Annotated in this window: 17 protein-coding genes; 4 read left to right on the plus strand and 13 right to left on the minus strand. The window is 57.8% G+C overall.

Going from position 1 to position 18,910, the window contains the following annotated elements:
- Window positions 1-44: 44 nt before the first annotated feature.
- Genes K5E19_RS06250 through cmoB form a run of 3 tightly spaced genes read left to right on the plus strand, consistent with a single transcriptional unit; the run spans window position 45 to window position 2,192 of the window.
- Window positions 45-440, plus strand: a complete 396-nt coding sequence (locus tag K5E19_RS06250) for an MAPEG family protein (RefSeq protein WP_010432562.1) — start codon at window positions 45-47, stop codon at window positions 438-440.
- Window positions 441-480: 40 nt separating this feature from the next.
- Window positions 481-1,224 (plus strand): carboxy-S-adenosyl-L-methionine synthase CmoA, encoded by a 744-nt coding sequence (gene cmoA / locus K5E19_RS06255; protein WP_221550412.1) that lies wholly within the window; start codon window positions 481-483, stop codon window positions 1,222-1,224.
- A complete protein-coding gene (cmoB, locus tag K5E19_RS06260) occupies window positions 1,221-2,192 on the plus strand; it encodes a tRNA 5-methoxyuridine(34)/uridine 5-oxyacetic acid(34) synthase CmoB (RefSeq protein ID WP_221550413.1) in 972 nt (323 codons plus the stop codon). Before cmoA ends, cmoB begins: the two co-directional genes overlap by 4 nt.
- Before the next feature lie 206 nt (window positions 2,193-2,398).
- On the opposite strand, the gene cutC is transcribed toward cmoB, so the two are convergent.
- A complete protein-coding gene (gene cutC / locus K5E19_RS06265; RefSeq protein WP_221550414.1) occupies window positions 2,399-3,142 on the minus strand; it encodes a copper homeostasis protein CutC in 744 nt (247 codons plus the stop codon).
- A 78-nt stretch (window positions 3,143-3,220) separates the two neighbouring features.
- The gene (locus K5E19_RS06270; protein WP_221550415.1) at window positions 3,221-3,781 is read right to left on the minus strand and encodes a VOC family protein; all 561 of its coding nucleotides are present in this window, start codon (window positions 3,779-3,781) and stop codon (window positions 3,221-3,223) included.
- Between the two features lie 239 nt (window positions 3,782-4,020).
- Here K5E19_RS06270 and argS point away from each other — a divergent pair, with 239 nt between their 5' ends.
- Window positions 4,021-5,754, plus strand: a complete 1,734-nt coding sequence (gene argS, locus K5E19_RS06275; RefSeq protein ID WP_221550416.1) for an arginine--tRNA ligase — start codon at window positions 4,021-4,023, stop codon at window positions 5,752-5,754.
- Window positions 5,755-5,789: 35 nt separating this feature from the next.
- On the opposite strand, the gene K5E19_RS06280 is transcribed toward argS, so the two are convergent.
- The 11 genes from K5E19_RS06280 to tar form a co-directional block, all read right to left on the minus strand.
- Entirely contained in the window at window positions 5,790-6,929 is a 1,140-nt protein-coding gene (locus K5E19_RS06280) for a glycoside hydrolase family 105 protein (RefSeq protein ID WP_221550510.1), read from the minus strand.
- Between the two features lie 4 nt (window positions 6,930-6,933).
- On the minus strand, window positions 6,934-8,517 hold the full coding sequence (locus K5E19_RS06285; protein ID WP_221550417.1) for an MFS transporter: 1,584 nt from the start codon (window positions 8,515-8,517) through the stop codon (window positions 6,934-6,936).
- A gap of 261 nt (window positions 8,518-8,778) precedes the next feature.
- Window positions 8,779-9,171 carry a flagellar protein FlhE gene (locus K5E19_RS06290; protein ID WP_260411655.1) on the minus strand — a complete coding sequence of 131 codons (393 nt, stop codon included), beginning with the start codon at window positions 9,169-9,171 and terminating at the stop codon, window positions 8,779-8,781.
- Window positions 9,171-11,249 carry a flagellar biosynthesis protein FlhA gene (gene flhA / locus K5E19_RS06295; RefSeq protein ID WP_221550418.1) on the minus strand — a complete coding sequence of 693 codons (2,079 nt, stop codon included), beginning with the start codon at window positions 11,247-11,249 and terminating at the stop codon, window positions 9,171-9,173. Before flhA ends, K5E19_RS06290 begins: the two co-directional genes overlap by 1 nt.
- Window positions 11,242-12,390 (minus strand): flagellar biosynthesis protein FlhB, encoded by a 1,149-nt coding sequence (flhB, locus tag K5E19_RS06300; protein ID WP_221550419.1) that lies wholly within the window; start codon window positions 12,388-12,390, stop codon window positions 11,242-11,244. The genes flhA and flhB overlap by 8 nt, the downstream gene beginning before the upstream one ends.
- A 148-nt stretch (window positions 12,391-12,538) precedes the next feature.
- The gene (gene cheZ / locus K5E19_RS06305; protein ID WP_029485121.1) at window positions 12,539-13,183 is read right to left on the minus strand and encodes a protein phosphatase CheZ; all 645 of its coding nucleotides are present in this window, start codon (window positions 13,181-13,183) and stop codon (window positions 12,539-12,541) included.
- Between the two features lie 10 nt (window positions 13,184-13,193).
- Window positions 13,194-13,583 (minus strand): chemotaxis response regulator CheY, encoded by a 390-nt coding sequence (cheY, locus tag K5E19_RS06310; RefSeq protein WP_010432528.1) that lies wholly within the window; start codon window positions 13,581-13,583, stop codon window positions 13,194-13,196.
- A 16-nt stretch (window positions 13,584-13,599) separates the two neighbouring features.
- On the minus strand, window positions 13,600-14,649 hold the full coding sequence (locus K5E19_RS06315; RefSeq protein WP_048992250.1) for a chemotaxis response regulator protein-glutamate methylesterase: 1,050 nt from the start codon (window positions 14,647-14,649) through the stop codon (window positions 13,600-13,602).
- Complete coding sequence (gene cheR, locus K5E19_RS06320; protein ID WP_089598181.1) at window positions 14,646-15,512, minus strand: protein-glutamate O-methyltransferase CheR; 867 nt, start codon at window positions 15,510-15,512, stop codon at window positions 14,646-14,648. The genes K5E19_RS06315 and cheR overlap by 4 nt, the downstream gene beginning before the upstream one ends.
- 19 nt (window positions 15,513-15,531) lie before the next feature.
- Entirely contained in the window at window positions 15,532-17,133 is a 1,602-nt protein-coding gene (tap, locus tag K5E19_RS06325; RefSeq protein WP_221550420.1) for a methyl-accepting chemotaxis protein IV, read from the minus strand.
- A gap of 44 nt (window positions 17,134-17,177) precedes the next feature.
- Window positions 17,178-18,845, minus strand: coding sequence for a methyl-accepting chemotaxis protein II (gene tar, locus K5E19_RS06330; RefSeq protein WP_221550421.1), 1,668 nt, complete (start codon window positions 18,843-18,845; stop codon window positions 17,178-17,180).
- Window positions 18,846-18,910 lie beyond the last annotated feature (65 nt).

The raw sequence follows: 18,910 nt of genomic DNA on the forward strand, positions 1-18,910 counted from the left end.
CTTATCATAGAGAGGTGCCATCTGCCAAATAACAGGGAGTTTGTATGGTCAGCGCGCTGTATGCGGTGTTAGGTGCATTACTGCTGATTAAGTTTTCATTTGATGTTGTGCGCCTGAGAATGCAATACCGTGTCTCCTACGGTGACGGTGGTTTTTCCGAACTGCAGAGCGCCATTCGCATTCACGGTAACGCGGTTGAATACATTCCCGTCGCGCTGATCCTGCTGCTGTTTATGGAAATGAACGGGGCAGAAACCTGGATGGTGCACGTCTGCGGCCTGCTCCTGATTGCGGGTCGGCTAATGCATTATTATGGCTACCACCACCGCGTATTTCGCTGGCGTCGTTCCGGCATGAGCGCGACCTGGTGTTCGCTTGTGCTGATGGTGCTGGCTAACCTTTGGTATATGCCGTGGGAGTTGGTTTTCTCCTTCCGTTAGCGCACAATACGCCCCTTTATTTTTCCCGGATTTTTACGTTATGTCAGATCGCGACACGCTTTTTTCCGCGCCTATCGCCAGCCTGGGCGACTGGACCTTTGATGAACGGGTAGCCGAAGTCTTCCCGGATATGATCCAGCGCTCTGTTCCCGGTTATTCCAATATTATTTCTATGATCGGCATGCTGGCTGAACGTTTCGTTCAACCCGGCACGCAGGTCTATGATCTGGGCTGTTCGCTCGGCGCGGCAACGCTGTCGATCCGTCGTAACGTACGTCAGGATGACTGCAAGATCGTTGCCGTCGATAACTCACCGGCCATGGTCGAACGCTGTCGCCGCCACATTGACGCCTATAAAGCACCCACCCCTGTTGAAGTCGTGGAAGGCGATATTCGTGATATCGAGATCAAAAACGCGTCGATGGTGGTACTGAATTTTACCCTGCAGTTCCTGGTGCCTGAAGACCGCCAGCTGCTGCTGGACAAAATTTATAAAGGTCTGAACCCCGGCGGCGCGCTGGTGCTCTCTGAGAAGTTCAGCTTTGAAGACGCTAACGTGGGCGAACTGCTGTTCAATATGCACCACGATTTCAAGCGTGCGAACGGCTACAGCGAGCTGGAGATCAGCCAGAAGCGCAGCATGCTCGAAAACGTGATGCTGACGGACTCCGTAGAAACCCACAAGGCGCGCCTGCGCAAAGCGGGATTCGAGCACAGCGAACTGTGGTTCCAGTGCTTTAACTTTGGCTCTCTGGTGGCGCTGAAAGCTGAGGATGCGGCATGATTGAGTTCGGCAACTTCTATCAGCTGATTGCAAAAAATCACCTCTCCCACTGGCTGGAAACCCTGCCCGCGCAGATCGCCACATGGCAGCGCGATCAGCAGCATGGGCTGCTTAAGCAGTGGTCCAACGCGGTGGAGTTTCTGCCGGAACTGACGCCGCACCGTCTGGATCTGCTGCACAGCGTGACGGCGGAAAGTGAAGAGCCGCTCCCGGCCGGGCAGATAAACCGCATCGAGATCCTGATGCGTAACCTGATGCCGTGGCGCAAAGGGCCATTTTCGCTGTACGGTGTGGACATTAATACCGAATGGCGCTCAGACTGGAAATGGGATCGCGTTCTGCCGCATCTGTCCGACCTGACCGGTCGCACCATTCTCGACGTCGGCTGCGGCAGCGGCTACCACATGTGGCGCATGATTGGCGCAGGTGCGCATCTGGCGGTCGGTATCGATCCGATGCAGCTGTTCCTGTGTCAGTTTGAAGCAGTCCGCAAGCTACTGGGCAACGACCAGCGCGCGCACCTGCTGCCGCTGGGCATTGAACAGCTCCCTGCCCTGAAAGCGTTTGATACCGTCTTCTCCATGGGCGTGCTGTATCACCGTCGTTCTCCGCTTGAACACCTGTGGCAATTGAAGGATCAGCTGGTCAGCGGCGGCGAGCTGGTGCTGGAAACGCTGGTGATTGAAGGCGATGAACATGCCGTTCTGGTGCCGGGCGATCGCTACGCGCAGATGCGCAACGTTTACTTCATCCCTTCCGCGCTGGCGCTGAAGAACTGGCTGGAGAAGTGCGGGTTTGTGGATGTGCGGATTGCCGATGTCAGCGTAACCTCGCTCGAGGAACAGCGCCGCACGGACTGGATGATCACCGAATCGCTGGAGCAGTTCCTCGACCCGGCCGACCACAGCAAAACCATCGAAGGCTATCCGGCTCCGATGCGTGCGGTGTTGATTGCGACCAAGCCGTAGCCTTTTAGCCGGGTGGCGGCTACGCCTTACCCGGCCTACTCATAGCACGTTTTTCTCCGAAAGAGTTCAAGTTGCAGCGAGGCGGCCAACGCAGCTGCGGCTTGAAATATGAAGGAGAAAAAAAGGCCCCTGTTGAAATTGCAGGGGCCTGGTACAAGCAAGCATCATATTGGGCGACATGATGCGCGGTAAAAATCGGTACGTTGCTACACGTGATGGCGTTCAATCAACGATTTCATTACCGCAACCGACTCTCCATCTACACCGTAGCGTGAGTACTCATCCGCTTCAGCATCCGTCGACATAGACAACCCTGTATTGCGATAGCGCATGGGTGACGGTATCCATTGACCTGCCGAGCTGTGAAGCTCTTCTACCCCTGCGTCTAAAAAAAGTTCCAGATTGCTGGCGCGTACTCCTGCGCCCGCCATGATTATTGGAACACCGGAATGTGCTTTTAGTTCCGTAATTAATTGCAGTCCTTTTTCAGCTGACGCCCGCTGACCCGATGTCAGGATGCGCGCCACGCCAAGTTCTCCAAGCGTTTCAAAGGCCTGAAGCGGATCTTTACACATATCAAATGCACGATGAAAAGTGACGGCCAGCCCCTGCGCGGCGCTCATAACCTGACGCATGCGCGGTATATCGATATTGCCGTCTTCATCCAGCAGGCCGGTCACCAGCCCCGGGAACCCCAGCTCCCGAACGAGTGCGATATCATCAAGCATGGCACTGAACTCGCCCGCCGTGTAACAAAAATCACCGCCGCGCGGGCGAATAATCGGGTGAACGGGAATGGTGACGGCCTGACGGGCAGACTTCAACACGCCGAAGGAGGGCGTCAGCCCGCCCTCTTTCGGTGCCGCGCACAGTTCAATGCGGTCCGCACCCTGCTCCTGCGCGGTCACGGCACACTCCACGCTGTAACAACAAATCTCCAGCAGCGCCATTTAATCCTCCTTAATTTCCACTCAACGAACCATCATGCCACGCCGTCCCTTTTCGGTCCCGGCGTGAACTCACAACTCTTAGGCTTCACTGGCAACAATCTGTTCGATGGTCCAGGGATGAAACTTCACCGTAACCTGTCCATCAGTAACGGCAAGCGTCGGATTGGGCAAACGCTCGCGCTCACCTTTTGGTGAACTCGTCTTCACATAGATACCCGGCTGGCTTAAGCCCTCGTCGGATAACAGCGCCAGCGCGCGCGCATTCAGCGTTTCAGGCTCGCCCGGCAGGACAATTTCGATGTGCTCCCAGCCTTCATGCGGATAGCGTTTCTCGCCCGGCCACGGCAGTTCGATCACGGTGAATTGCCAGTGCGCGACACGCACCGGCTCATGCAGCTTGAACAGGCAGATTGGCCGACCATTTATGATATTTTCAGACAGCAGCTCGCCGCACAGCTCGAAACCGCGACGCCAGCGCTCGGCTGTCGCATTCTGATGACAGCGCAGAGAGATGTGATCGGCCTCAAGCGGTGCGATATCCAGCCCCAGGCGGGTGGCAAGTTCTGTGAACACCTGAGTGAAGCGCGGTAAATCTGCGGAAATATCATGCAGTTCGTCAATGGTTTGCCAGTTCGCCATTCGTCAGTCTCTTATCATGTCGCAAAGCCGCTAATTTACTCTGTTCCCCTCTTTCGACCAACCGCAGAATAGAGGTTTTTATGACTGCATGATTATGCACACCTTCTTAGCCTGGATTCTGTACTATCTTCAGCCCCCGCAATGCTGACGCCAGAGGGCATTTGCAGTATACTCCCGCCCTAAATTCTTTAACGGGCGCGGGTCGTTGTTCACCCGCACCAAAAACGTAAGGTATCCAGGTGAATATTCAGGCTCTTCTCTCAGAAAAAGTCAGTCAGGCACTGATTGCCGCAGGTGCGCCTGCGGATTGCGAACCGCAGGTTCGTCAGTCAGCAAAAGTACAGTTTGGCGACTATCAGGCTAATGGCGTGATGGCAGTGGCTAAAAAACTGGGCATGCCGCCGCGACAGCTCGCTGAGCAGGTACTGACGCATCTGGATCTCACCGGGATTGCCAGCAAGACTGAAATCGCCGGCCCGGGCTTTATCAACATCTTCCTTGAGCCTGCGTTCCTGGCAAGCCACGTTGACGCGGCGCTGAAGTCAGACCGTCTGGGCGTTTCCCAGCCGAAGGCGCAGACCATCGTAATCGACTACTCCGCGCCAAACGTGGCGAAAGAGATGCACGTCGGCCACCTGCGCTCCACCATCATCGGTGACGCCTCCGTGCGTACCAATGAGTTCCTCGGCCATAAAGTGATCCGCGCGAACCACGTGGGCGACTGGGGTACCCAGTTCGGCATGCTGATTGCGTACCTGGAAAAACAGCAGCAGGAAAACGCGGGCGAAATGGCGCTGGCGGACCTGGAAGGCTTCTACCGCGAAGCGAAAAAGCACTACGACGAAGACGAAGCCTTTGCCGAGCGCGCGCGCAGCTACGTGGTAAAACTGCAGGGCGGGGATCAATACTTCCTGGAGATGTGGCGCAAGCTGGTCGACATCACCATGTCCCAGAACCAGCTGACCTATAACCGTCTGAACGTCACCCTGACCCGCGACGACGTGATGGGAGAAAGCCTCTACAACCCAATGCTGCCAGGCATTGTGGCAGACCTGAAAGCCAAAGGTCTGGCGGTAGAGAGCGAAGGCGCAACGGTGGTGTTCCTTGATGAGTACAAAAACAAGGAAGGCGAACCGATGGGCGTCATCATCCAGAAAAAGGATGGCGGCTATCTCTACACCACCACCGATATCGCCTGCGCGAAATACCGTTACGAAACCCTGCATGCCGACCGCGTGCTGTATTACATCGACTCCCGCCAGCACCAGCACCTGATGCAGGCATGGACCATCGTGCGTAAAGCCGGTTACGTGCCGGATTCCGTCCCGCTGGAACACCACATGTTCGGCATGATGCTGGGTAAAGACGGCAAGCCGTTCAAAACCCGTGCGGGCGGTACCGTGAAGCTTTCTGACCTGCTGGACGAAGCGCTGGAACGCGCCCGCCGTCTGGTGGCCGAGAAGAATCCGGACATGCCTGCTGACGAGCTGGAAAAACTGGCTAACGCCGTCGGTATCGGCGCGGTGAAATACGCGGATCTGTCCAAGAACCGTACCACCGACTATATCTTCGACTGGGATAACATGCTGGCGTTTGAAGGCAACACTGCCCCTTATATGCAGTATGCCTACACCCGCGTGCTCTCCGTGTTCCGTAAGGCAAACATCGACGAAAGCGTGCTGGCGAACGCCACGGTGAGCATCACCGAAGATCGCGAAGCGCAGCTGGCAGCGCGTCTGCTGCAGTTCGAAGAGACGCTGACGGTTGTCGCACGTGACGGTACGCCGCACGTGATGTGTGCCTACCTGTACGATCTGGCGGGTCTGTTCTCCGGCTTCTACGAGCACTGCCCTATCCTTTCCGCAGAAAGCGAAGCGGTTCGCAACAGCCGCCTGAAGCTGGCGCAGCTGACGGCGAAGACCCTGAAGCTGGGTCTGGATACCCTGGGTATCGAAACCGTAGAGCGTATGTAATACAAAAAACCCGGCAAACGCCGGGTTTTTTATTGTCAGAAGTATTTCCGCAAATACTCCGTCAAACAGAGAATCGCCATCGCCTGCCCATATGGCATCGACGTCAGCGGGATCTGGCGATAAAACTCCAGATCGCTTCCCATCCCCGTACCGAACGACGTTTGCAGCAGTTCCCCTTCCGGCGAGATATTCTTCACGATACCGCGAATCGCTTTTTCTGCCACTTCGGCATACTCCGCGCCGACGTAGCGCTTGCGCACCGCCTTCAGAATGCCGTAGGCAAACCCGGCGGTGGCCGAGGCCTCAAGATAAGAGTCTGGATCGTCCAGCAGCGTATGCCACAGCCCACTCTCGTCCTGACATTTCGCTAGCGCGGCAATCTGCGCATTCAATACCTGCACCAGATAGCGACGGACGGCGTTGTTTTCCGGCAGGTCCACCAGCTCGAGAAAGTCCGGGATGACGATGGTGAGCCAGCTGTTGCCGCGTGCCCAGCGGGCATTGGCGAAGTTATGGTTGCCGTCGTAGCTCCAGCCGTGGAACCACAGGCCGGTCTCCCGATCCATCAGGTTTTGCACGTGCAGCAGGAACTGGTAGACCGCCTCTTCAACGTACTCCGGCTTATTGAGTAGCTTGCCGATTTTCGCCAGCGGCAATACCGTCATCATCAGGGTATCGTCCCACATCTGCTGATGGTTCTCTTCAGCGAGGGTGATGTGCTGCATGCCGCCGTGTTCAGTGCGCGGCATCTCATTCATCGCCCATTCCGCCCAGCTTTCCAGCCACGGTAGCCAGGACGGGTTTTTCGTCTCTTCGTAGCGATAGGCCAGCGTCAGGAACGGCGACATGGTATTCACGTTTTTAGTGGTTGCGCCTTCCGCAAAACGGTCGGCAAACCAGCCGTCGATAATCTCGCGCATACCTTCGTCGCCGGTCTGGCAGTAGTACTGCCAGATCCCGTACAGGCCGACGCCGTGCGTCCATTCCCATCCGGCCCAGCCTTTGGTGTCGATCACGCGCCCGTCGTCCAGCCGCAGCAAAAATTGCCCCGTTTTGTCGTGGATATTGACCAGGTTATGCGTCACCTTTTGAATCAGCGATTTCAGCTCATCCCTGGCGATAAAGCGCTCAGGCTGACGCAGTAACGGGCTATGTTTGACAGGCCAAACTTTCATCATCTTAACCTCTGTTGTATGTCGAATTCAGTACCGCGCGATCCTTCAGCGAAGGTGCCGCCTGTTTATTACGATTCAGATAACCAATGTTGTTGTTGCCCCACAGCGACTCGTAAGGCATACCGGCCAGCATTTCCACGGTCGCGCGGGCCTGCGGCGTAGCAGCTTCTGGCATCGCCCGGCCGGACTCGCGCATTTTGGCGGTCTCTTCGCGCAGCGTGCTGTGGGTCTGCAAATTGAGTTTGAAGCGCAGGGAAACGAGGAAGCCGCAGAACAGCACCAGAATGGTACCCACGCTCAGGATCATCAAAATAGTGTGGCTCACTTCCGCAGGCTGCACTTTCTGGCCGCTGACAAAGCCGGACATCTGCATCACGATGCCCACCAGCATCACCGCACCGGCCTGTGACGCCTTACGGGTCAGGGTCATGATGCCCGCGAAGATCCCCTCGCGGCGCTGGCCGGTGATCACTTCATCGACGTCAGCAATGTAGGTGTAGGTGTTCCACGGCACGTAGTTGATACCGCCGCGACCGAGGCCCGCCACCGCAGAGATCAGCAACAGCAGAGAGTAAACGTCGCTCAGACCCGCGTAATAGAGTACGGCGTAGGAAATTGATGCCAGACCAAACAGCACGACCACCATGCGGTAAGACGGCGCAGGCCCGAAGCGAATGCACAGCGGGATCATGGCGATTACGGCCAGGAACTGGAAGATGGCCATCGTGCCCAGCAGGTTAGACGCCATAGAGGCTTCCTGCATCAGCACGAACACCACGTAGTAGGTGAATACCGCGTTAAAGACGTCCTGCGCGATGTAGCCCCCGAGGTACATGCCCAGATGCTGGCGGAAAATCTTGATACGCAGCGTCGAGCTTAACTCCACGAACAGACGGTTCAGGCTCTGGCCCAGCGTCAGCTTCTTCTTCTCCTCTTCGGCACGCAGCGCCGCTTCAGACCACTCCTCGCGCGGGCGCTCCCAGGTGAAGAACCAGACGAAGGTCAGCATCAGCGCGCAGAGCACGGAGAAAACCAGGCTTGCGTAGAAGAAGGAAACCGCGTTGTCTTTCCCGAAGTGGGTCAGCAGGATCCCCGGCAGGAAGGAGGCCAGAATGGCGGACATCTGCGCCATAGAGATGCGCGCCCCTGAGAACTTGGTTTTCTGCTTAAAATCGTCGGTCATTTCCGGTACCAGCGTTTCGTACGGCACCAGAATCATGGTGTAGACAATATCAAACACCAGATAGGTCAGCAGGTAGTACCAGAAGCTCATGTCCCCTACCCACATCAGCGAGTAGCTGAAGACGCACGGAATACCCAGCAGGATAAAGAACTTACGACGGCCAAAGCGCTTACCGAGCCAGGTCGTACCAAAGTTATCGGTCAAAAAGCCCATCAGCGGGCTGACAACGGCATCCAGCACCCTTGCGGCGGCAAAGATGAACGTTGCTTCAATCGGTGTGAGTCCACAGAAGGTGGTATAAAAATACAAAAGCCAGGCCGCCGTCAGCGCGGTGGTACCCGCGCCGAGGAAATCGCCTGACCCGTAAGCAAGATAATTTGCGAGTCCAATTTTACGTGTTTTCATTGCCGTCAACCCTAATCAGTTTTGGGAGACTCCCTGTAAGCAAACCTCGTCCGGGAGTTTTTACACGGCTACAGTAAAAGCATCGACCTGTTGATACCTTTCTGTTTCTGCCATCGCAATGGGGTGAATGGCAAAAATGCAAAGAGTGTCGTCACGCGTGTCACTGATTTATAAAACGGCGTTTCTATTGCATCAAAAGGTGAGGTCAATTTTGCGAGCCAGCCATCAGAATTGCCTGAAGGCTGGCGAAAAGGCAGGCAGTTAACGGTAGTTGACGATGACGGAATTGCTCTGAACCTTCAGCGCCGGGATCAGGCGACCGCCGCCGGGCACTTCCCAGATAAAGCGTAAAGGCTCGACGGCGGGCACACCGTTGAACGCCTGGGTCGTTCCGCTTTCACCGTCTATTTCGGTACAGCGCGTCTGGGAACAGAGGCGCACCCGCAGCCCGGCGGGCGTTGGGCCTATCAGCGTATAGTTCCAGACCACCAGCGTCATCAGCCCAGAAGCCGGTTCCGGCGGCGACAGCGGGCGCGACGACATTGCCACCCCGCGATGGCTGAGGGTGATGCCCATGCTGCTGGCCTGCCATGTCCCCTCGCCTGCGGCCTGCGCCGCCAGCGGGAAAAAGAGTACCCAGAGCCACTTACGCATTATTTCCCTCCAATGGTCGCCGTCATACGAATGTGGCGATTGTCCGACAGCTCCATATTCGACAGCACCACCAGCTGGTTCAGGCTACGGCGCAGGAAGCGTGAAAGCAGCGGTCGCAGCGCGTGATTCACCAGCAGAACCGGCGGCGCGCCCAGCATCTCCTGACGCGCCAGCGCCTCCTGCGTCTGCGCCAGTAAGCGGTCGGCCAGACCCGGCTCAAGGCCGCCACCGCCCTGCAATGCCTGCAACAGCAGACGCTCAAGCGGCGTATCGAGGCCAATCACCTGCACTTCTCCGGTGCCCGGGAACCACTGCTGGGTGATCGCACGGCCCAGCGCCACGCGCACCACCGCCGTCAGCTCGTGCGGGTCGCTTTGCAGCGGCGCATGCTCGGCGAGGGTTTCCAGAATGGTGCGCATATCGCGGATCGGCACCTTCTCGTCGAGCAGGTTTTGCAGCACCTTGTGCAGCGTGGTCAGCGTCACCACGCCCGGAACCAGATCTTCCGTCAGCTTCGGCATCTCCTGCGTCACGCGGTCAAGGAGCTGCTGCGCTTCCTGACGCCCAAACAGCTCGGCGGAGAACTGGCCAATCAGGTGGTTGAGGTGGGTCGCCACGACGGTACTGGCTTCCACCACGGTATAGCCCTGAATCTGCGCCTGCTCTTTCAGGGCGCTTTCGATCCAGATAGCGGCCAGGCCAAAGGCCGGATCGATGGTTTGCTCGCCCGGCAGCGTGCCTGCGGCGGTGCCGGGGTTAATTGCCAGCCAGCGGCCCGGATAGGCATCACCGCTGCCAATTTCGACACCTTTCATCAGAATGCGGTAGCGCGCGGGCGGCAGGTCCATATTGTCGCGAATGTGAACCACCGGGGGCAGGAAGCCCATATCCTGGGCGAATTTTTTACGGATGCTGCGGATACGCCCCAGCAGTTCACCATCCTGCTGGAAATCCACCATCGGGATCAGGCGATAGCCCACTTCCATCCCCAGAGAATCTTCCAGTTGAACATCGTTCCAGGTGGCCTCCACGGCCTGAGTATTTTCCGGCATTTTCACCGGCACAGGCTCGGCGGCCGGTTTCATTTCACGTCCGCGCATCCACCATGCCAGGCCCAGCAGACCCGCGGTGAACAGCAGGAACACCAGGTTTGGCATCCCCGGCACCATGCCGAGCAGGCCAAGCACCGCCGCAGACAGCAGCATTACGCGGGGGTTGCTGAACAGTTGCCCCACCATCTGCTCGCCCACGTCCTGATCGGTACTCACGCGCGTCACGATAACACCCGCGGCGGTTGAGATGACCAGCGCCGGGATCTGCGCGACCAGACCGTCACCGATGGTCAGCAGCGTATAGCTTTCCGCCGCGTGGCCCATGTCCATCCCGTGCTGCAATACCCCCACCAGCAGGCCGCCGACCACGTTGATGACCATGATCAGGATGCCCGCGATGGCGTCACCGCGCACAAACTTACTCGCACCGTCCATCGAGCCGTAGAAGTCTGCTTCCTGCGTCACCTCCGCACGGCGCTTTTTCGCTTCATCTTCTGCGATAAGCCCGGCGTTCAGGTCGGCGTCGATTGCCATCTGCTTGCCCGGCATCCCGTCCAGCACAAAGCGTGCGCCGACTTCCGCGATACGCCCGGCACCTTTGGTGATAACCATAAAGTTGATGATCACGAGGATAACGAACACCACGATACCGATGGCAAAGTTACCGCCCACGAGGAAGTGGCCGAACGCCTCAACCACTTTACCCGCCGCCGCCGCGCCGGTATGGCCTTCCATCAGGATGATACGGGTAGACGCCACGTTCAGCGCCAGCCGCAGGAGCGTGGTAAACAGCAGAATGGTCGGGAACGCCGCAAATTCCAGGGTGCGCTGGGTGAACATCGCCACCAGCAGCACCATGATGGACAACGCAATGTTGAATGTGAAAAGCAGATCGAGAATGAATGCCGGGAGCGGCAGTACCATCATCGACAGAATTAGCAGGATGAGAATCGGCCCGGCAAGGATCTGCCATTGGGTCGATTTCAGGTTGCCGGGCAGGCGCAACATTGCCACCAGATTAGCCATCAGTGTCCTTCTCGTTCAAAAAATCCAGCGCGTCAGGCACCGGAAGGTTTTCAGGTTTCACAGGTCGTTGACCGCCAGCCAGACGCCAGCGTTTTAATTGCCATACCCAGGCCAGCACTTCAGCCACGGCGGCGTAGAGTTGTCCTGGGATCTGCTGCCCGATTTCCGCATGGCGGTATAAGGCACGCGCCAGCGGTGGCGCTTCAAGAATAGGGACGCGGTTCTCCGTCGCAATTTCGCGGATACGCAGCGCGATAAGCCCTGCCCCCTTCGCCACCACTTTTGGCGCACTCATTTTGTTTTCGTCATACTGCAGCGCAACGGAATAGTGGGTCGGGTTGGTGACGATCACATCGGCTTTAGGCACGTCTTCCATCATGCGTCGACGAGCAGCCGCACGCTGCATCTGGCGGATACGCCCTTTCACGTGCGGGTCACCTTCCATCTGCTTATATTCGTCACGAATATCCTGACGCGACATGCGCAGCTTCTTGAAATGGCTGTAAAGCTGGAAGATGACGTCGAAGCCCACCATCGGGATGATGCTCAACACCACCAGCAGCGAGCCAAACCCGACGAGGTTCATGGCGTTGCGCATGGCGCTGAGCGGCGATTCGCTGATGAGGCGCATCATTTCAGGCCAGTTATGCAACAGATAAAACCCGGCCGTGCTACCCATCAGAGTCGATTTGAGGATGGCTTTAACCAGTTCGGCCCCGGTCTGGGCCGAAAACATACGTGCTATTCCGGGAAACGGGTTGAGTTTAGAAAACTTGGGCTGCAGCGATTTGCCGCTGAACACCAGGCCACCCAGCATGATCGGCGACACTATCGCCACCAGTACCACGCCGGTAATCAGCGGCAGTAAGGCGAACATTGCGCCTTTAATCAAAATAATGATTTGACCCAGAATGAGATTGGGATCGTTGACCATGCTGTGGTCAAAACGTAACCCAGAAGAGAGCATCCCCGCCAGTTTACGGGCGAGCGACTCCCCACCCAGCCAGATAATGCACACGCCTACGACAAGGATCAGCAGGGATGTCAGTTCTCGGGATCGGGGGATCTGCCCTTCCTCACGCGCTTTTTCAAGTCGGTGGGGTGTGGGGGCTTCCGTTTTGTCGTCGTTCTCTTCAGCCACAGTGCATGCTCAGCCCATTACGTCACGGGTATCATGCCAGCGCGGGGGAAATCCAATGGCGGGAAAAGCCCCTTGATTCGGGCTCTTTTCGGCGATTCTTACGTATATCGCCTCAGGCAGCGTGCGCCACCTGAGGCGGAAGAGACAATCAGAAGCCGAGGCTGTCCAGCAGGTCGTCCACCTGGTCCTGGCTTGCCACAACGCCCGCTTTGGTGGCGTCGAGCTGTGGGCCATTGAGCAGGCTTTCGTTCTCGCGTTTCGGACGGGCAGCCGGTTCCGGGATGTTCTCCAGCAGCACCATCAGCAGCTGACGTTCAATCTCCTGAATCACATCCATCATGCGCTTGATCACCTGACCGGTGAGGTCCTGGAAATCCTGCGCCATCATGATGTCCAGCAGCTGCGCGTTGGTAAAGCTGGTGTGGCCCGGCACGTCGCCCAGGAACTGGCGGGTATCCGTCACCAGCTCGCGCGCGTCAGCCAGCTCGATAGGGTTTTCAAACCACTCATCCCAGCGCTGGGTCAGCGCTTTCGCGCCCTTCTCCATCGCGTCCTGGTGCGGCTGTGACGCTTCAACGCTGTTCAGCGCACGTTCCGCGGCCTGAGCAGTCATCTGCACAACGTAGTCCAGACGGTCGCGCGCATCAGGAATCGCTTCTGCCGCTTCGGCGATGGCCTGATCCAGTCCCAGTTCACGCAGGCTGTCGCGCAGCATGCGCGTCAGGCTACCAATGCGGGCGATAATGTCGCTCGGTGAATGTTCTTCAACGGGTTTCATAGCAGGTTGCAACATATCCATCACCTCACATGCCGAGTTTCTCGAAGATCTTGCCGAGCTTCTCTTCCAGGGTTGCCGCAGTGAATGGCTTCACCACATAGCCGCTTGCGCCCGCCTGAGCTGCTGCAATGATGTTCTCTTTTTTCGCTTCTGCGGTCACCATCAGCACCGGCAGTGACGCCATACCGGCATCCGCACGAATGGTTTTCAACAGTTCCAGACCATCCATGTTCGGCATGTTCCAGTCGGAAATCACAAAACCAAAGCCGCCCGCCTGCAGTTTGTTCAGCGCATCAACGCCGTCTTCTGCTTCTTCAACGTTGTTGAAGCCCAGCTCTTTCAGCAGGTTACGCACGATGCGACGCATGGTGGAAAAGTCATCCACAACCAAAAATCTGAGCTCTTTGTCCGCCATAAAACTACACTCCTCTTTAAATACGTATTGCCTGTCCGGCACTGATTTTCGCCAGCATCTGCTGGCTTACCTGGCTAAGATCGACCACTTCGCTCACGCCACCCATGTTGATGGCCTCGCGCGGCATGCCGAACACCACACAACTTGCTTCATTCTGCGCAATCGTCCAGGCGCCAGCCTGGTGCATCGCAAGCATTCCGGCGGCACCGTCGTTGCCCATCCCCGTCAGGATCACCCCCACGGCGTTGCGCCCCGCATGTTTCGCCACCGAATGAAACAGCACATCCACCGACGGACGGTGCCGGTTAACCGGCGGTCCGTCATGAATTTTGATTTGATAGTTCGCGCCGCTGCGCGACAGCTCCATATGCTTATCGCCCGGGGCGATGTACGCGTGTCCCGGAAGCACGCGCTCGCCGTCTTCCGCCTCTTTCACACTGATCTGACACAGCTTGTTCAGGCGTTCAGCGAACGAGCGGGTGAATCCCGGCGGCATATGCTGCGTAATGAGAATACCCGGACTTGAAAGCGGCAATGGCTGGAGTACATGACGAATTGCCTCTGTTCCTCCGGTTGACGCCCCAATCACCAGCAGTTTTTCCGAGCTGAGTAACGGGCCGGCCTTCAGGGTCGCAGGCGCGGCCATCGGCGTGTGGGCGGCAAGCTTCGCCCGCGACGCGGTGCGGATCTTCTCGGCAATCATCTCGCTGTAGGCCAGCATCCCTTCGCGGATCCCGAGCTGCGGCTTGGTGACAAAATCCACCGCCCCCAGCTCGAGCGCGCGCAGGGTGATTTCCGAGCCCTTCCCGGTCAGGGAGGAGACCATCACCACCGGCATCGGACGCAGGCGCATTAATTTTTCAAGGAAATCGATGCCATCCATGCGCGGCATTTCGACATCCAGCGTTAGCACGTCGGGGTTATATTTTTTAATTAAATCCCGCGCTACCAGAGGATCGGGGGCGGTCGCCACCATCTCCATATCGCTGTGGCTATTGATGATTTCAGTCATGATCTGGCGCATCAGCGCTGAATCATCGACAGACAATACCCTGATTTTACTCATGCTTTTTCCTTACTCAGCGCATAGACCGTTTGCCCACGCAGGCTAAACTCACGCGCGAGGTTGCTGAAGTTTTCCGAGTGCCCGGCAAACAGTAAACCGTCAGGCTTGAGCAACGGAACAAACCGACGCAAAATGTCCTGCTGCGTCGTTTTATCAAAATAGATCATGACGTTACGGCAAAAAATGGCGTCGAACGGCCCCGGCACGTTGTACTGCTTATCCAGCAGGTTAACGGGCGCGAATTCGACGCAGTTCGCCAGCTCCTGGCGTACGCGTACCAGGCCTTCATGCGGGCCCGTGCCGCGCATGAAGTAACGCTGCAGCTGCTGAGGCGACAGCGTTTTCAGCTCGTCCTGACGATAAACGCCGTTACGCGCCTTCTCCAGCACCTCGGTGTCGATATCGCTGGCGTAGACTTTCCAACGTCCGGGCGCCATACCCAGGGTGTCTGCAAGGGTGATCGCCAGCGAGTACGGCTCTTCCCCCGTCGAGGCGGCCGCACTCCAGACGCGATACTCGCCGCTGCGACGGCGCGCGTGGTCTGCCAGCACCGGGAAGTGGTGCGCCTCGCGGAAAAACGCCGTCAGGTTGGTGGTCAACGAGTTAATAAAAGCCTGCCATTCGGCGCTGTTCTGGTTCGCTTCAAGCATGCTCAAATAGCGACCAAAATCATCCAGCCCAAGCGTGCGCAAGCGCCGCACCAGCCGGTTGTAGACCATGTCTCGCTTATGATCCGCAAGCACGATCCCCGCACGCTGGTAGATTAACTGACATATCCGACGAAAATGCGCGTCGGACAGCGCGAGGCGCTGTGTCATCTGTAACAATAATGACGTTTGCCCTGAGGGCGTGGGTGATGTCATAGCGCCTTCTTAATCACATTCAGGATACAACTGGCACGGCCTGTGACCGCCCGACTTCTGTTACTGCTTCAACGTGCTCTTTGACATTAAACACCGCGACCAGCCCGGTGAGATGGTCGGCCTGGTTTGCCAGCTGGTCGGTCGCGGCTGCCGCCTCTTCCACCAGCGACGCGTTCTGCTGCGTGACCTGATCCATCTGGCTGACGGCCTGGGCCACCTGTTCGATCCCGCGGCGCTGTTCATCCGACGCCGAGGCGATTTCACCCATGATGTCGTTAACCCGGGTGACGGAAGTGACAATCTCGGTCATGGTTTTCGCCGCCGTATCGACCAGGGCAGATCCCTGCTGAACACGGGAGACCGACTCTTCAATCAGCCCTTTAATCTCTTTCGCCGCGTTGGCACTGCGGCTCGCCAGGTTGCGCACTTCACCCGCAACGACCGCAAACCCACGCCCCTGCTCGCCCGCACGCGCCGCTTCAACGGCGGCGTTGAGCGCCAAAATGTTGGTCTGGAACGCGATACCGTCAATCACGCTGATGATGTCGCCAATTTTTTGCGAACTGGCGGCGATATCCTGCATGGTGCTGGCCACGTGTGAGGCCTGGTCGCCCCCTCGCTTCGCCGTCATCGCCGCCTGTTTTGACAGATCCGATGCCTGACGCGCGTTGTCGGCGTTCTGGCTTACCGTCGCGGTCAGCTGCTCCATGCTGGCCGCCGTCTGCGCCAGCGAGGCCGCCTGCTGCTCGGTGCGAGATGAGAGATCGTTATTGCCTGCTGCAATCTCTGAGATCCCCGTGTGCATGGCATAGCTGCCCTGCCGCACGTCGCTCACCGTTTCCCGCAGCGATCCCTGCATCGCCTTCAGGCTGGCAAAGATGGCCGAAATTTCGTTCTTCCCGTATACCGCCACCGGACGCGCAAGGTTGCCTTTGGCAATGCTGTCGAAGTGGCTGCTGATAATCGCCAGCGGCTGCACGATCATCCTGCGAGCCCACAACAGCGCGCCGCCGGTCAGCAGCCCCGCCAGAATCACGACAACGACGAAGATCACGCCCGACATGTGGTAGCTGGTACGGCTCGCTTCACCGGCACGCTGAACAGACTGGTTGATATCCTGCTGCCACGCGTTAAAGCTGCCGTCAAACGCCGCCTGAGAGGCCTGCACCGGCGCGGTCATGAAATCCGAAAGCTGGTTGTTCTCAAGCCAGGTCGCCTGGTGGTCCAGATCGCTGTACCACTGTTCAAAATTCTTTTTCATGGCTGCTTTCAGCGCTTTCTCTTTCTCGCTGTCGGCGGCCTGCGCCGTAAAGGCTTTAAACTGCGCGTCGGCCTGCTTCAGGCTGTCGCGCGCGGTCGCCATCAGCGCCTTGATGTCATCCGGCGGATAGCTCAGCGCGGTCAAAGTTCCCGCCTTGTTCAGCGCAGTGCTTGCCTGCAACAGCACGGCACGGGTTTGTGCCAGCGCGGAGCGCTGCTGATTACTCGTCTCGACTTCCTGCAAATTCTGATAACCATCGCGAAACGCCCAAAAAGACAACCCGTTACTGCCAACCTGCAACACACCGCAAAGGATCAGAATCAAAAACAGTGTGGTCGAGATACGAATACGATTTAACATCCACGCTCCCATCAAGCGGCAAGCAGCCGCGGTTTAATTGTCAGTCAAAATGTTTCCCAGTTTTCATCTTGTCCGGTCGTCGCGGTGCGCGTACGGTTTGCAGCCGATTCAGCGGCAGGCGCGCGATACGTCGCCTGCGGGGTGACCGTGTTTCCAGCGAGTGAAGCGAGACGAAACGCCGAGACGGCCATCTTCAGACGGCTCGCCTGGTCTTCCAGCGCGGCAGCCGCCGCAGCGGACTCCTGCACCAGCGCGGCGTTTTGCTGTGTCACGCGATCCATTTCCGATACCGCCAGGGCGACCTGGTCGATACCACGACTCTGCTCATCAGACGCAGAGGCGATTTCACCCATGATGTCCGTTACGCGGGTAACGGCATTCACGATGTCATTCATGGTCTCCCCGGCGCTTTCCACCAGCACGGAGCCGGTATCCACGCGGGAGACGGAATCTTCAATCAGGGCTTTGATCTCTTTTGCCGCATTGGCGCTGCGGCTGGCCAGGTTGCGCACTTCACCGGCCACCACGGCAAACCCGCGTCCCTGTTCGCCCGCACGGGCCGCTTCTACGGCGGCGTTCAGCGCCAGAATGTTGGTCTGGAAGGCAATGCCATCGATGACGCTGATGATGTCGGCGATTTTCTTCGAGCTGTCGGCGATTTCGTGCATGGTTTTCACCACGCCATCCACCACGCGACCGCCGCGCTGCGCCGTCTCAGAGGCGCTTTCTGCCAGCTGAGACGCCTGACGGGCGTTATCGGCGTTCTGCTTCACGGTGGCGGTCAGTTCTTCCATGCTGGCAGCCGTCTCTTCGAGGGCAGACGCCTGCTGCTCGGTACGGGAAGAGAGGTCGTTATTCCCCATGGCAATTTCGCTGGTGCCGGTATAGATAGCCTCGGACCCGTTACGCACGTTGCTGACGGTCTCCACCAGCGAGCGCTGCATGTGATCAACGCTGTTTGCCAGTTCGGTGATCTCGTTGCGCCCCGACACGGTCAGCGTTTTGGTCAGATCGCCTGAGGCGATGTCGCGGATATGCGCAATCACGCGGCCCAGTGGGTTGAGAAGGATGTGACGAATGCCGTACCAGACGGCCATCAGCACGATAACCAGCGCCAGCGCCAGCACGGCCATCTGCCATTTGGCGAAACGGTAGTCGTTCTGGCTTTCCGTAAATGCGGAGTGGTACAAGTCGCTGCTGGCTTTGGCATAGTCACCCAGCGCCGCGCCGAGTGCGTTTTGCATCCCCTGCGTCGGCTGAGCGAAATAGGCATCCATGTTGCCGCTCTCCAGGAACTGGATCAGCTCCGTCAGCCCGGCAAAGTAGGCGTTGTATTTCTCATCAATATTGGCGCTCGCCTGCTCCATCGCAGGCTGTGGGGCAATCTTTTTGAAGGCGTCGTAATGTTTTGCCGCGTCGGCAAGCGTCGCACGCGCGTTTTTCAACAGGTCCGTTTTCGCGCTGCTCTGCTGATTGTTCGGATCCATCATCATGCGCGCGGACGAGCGGCTCAGGTTGATACGCGTTTGCAGCATCAGATCCCACGTCGTGGTCAGTTCACTCTGCTGCAGCCGCAGATCGTTCGAGGCCACGAAGCTGTCCTGATTTTGTTTTAGCGACGAGAAAAAGAGGCTACCGGAAATAAGCTGAAGAAGTGCGAAAATGACCAGCACCATCATGAGCATTGTGACAACGCGGATACGGTTCAACATACAACACCTTCTCATAGATTTATTAACGGTGTTATCGGCACAGGCCACAGGAACTTTACATTTGC

Source organism: Enterobacter sp. RIT637, assembly GCF_019718755.1.
Lineage (GTDB): Bacteria > Pseudomonadota > Gammaproteobacteria > Enterobacterales > Enterobacteriaceae > Enterobacter.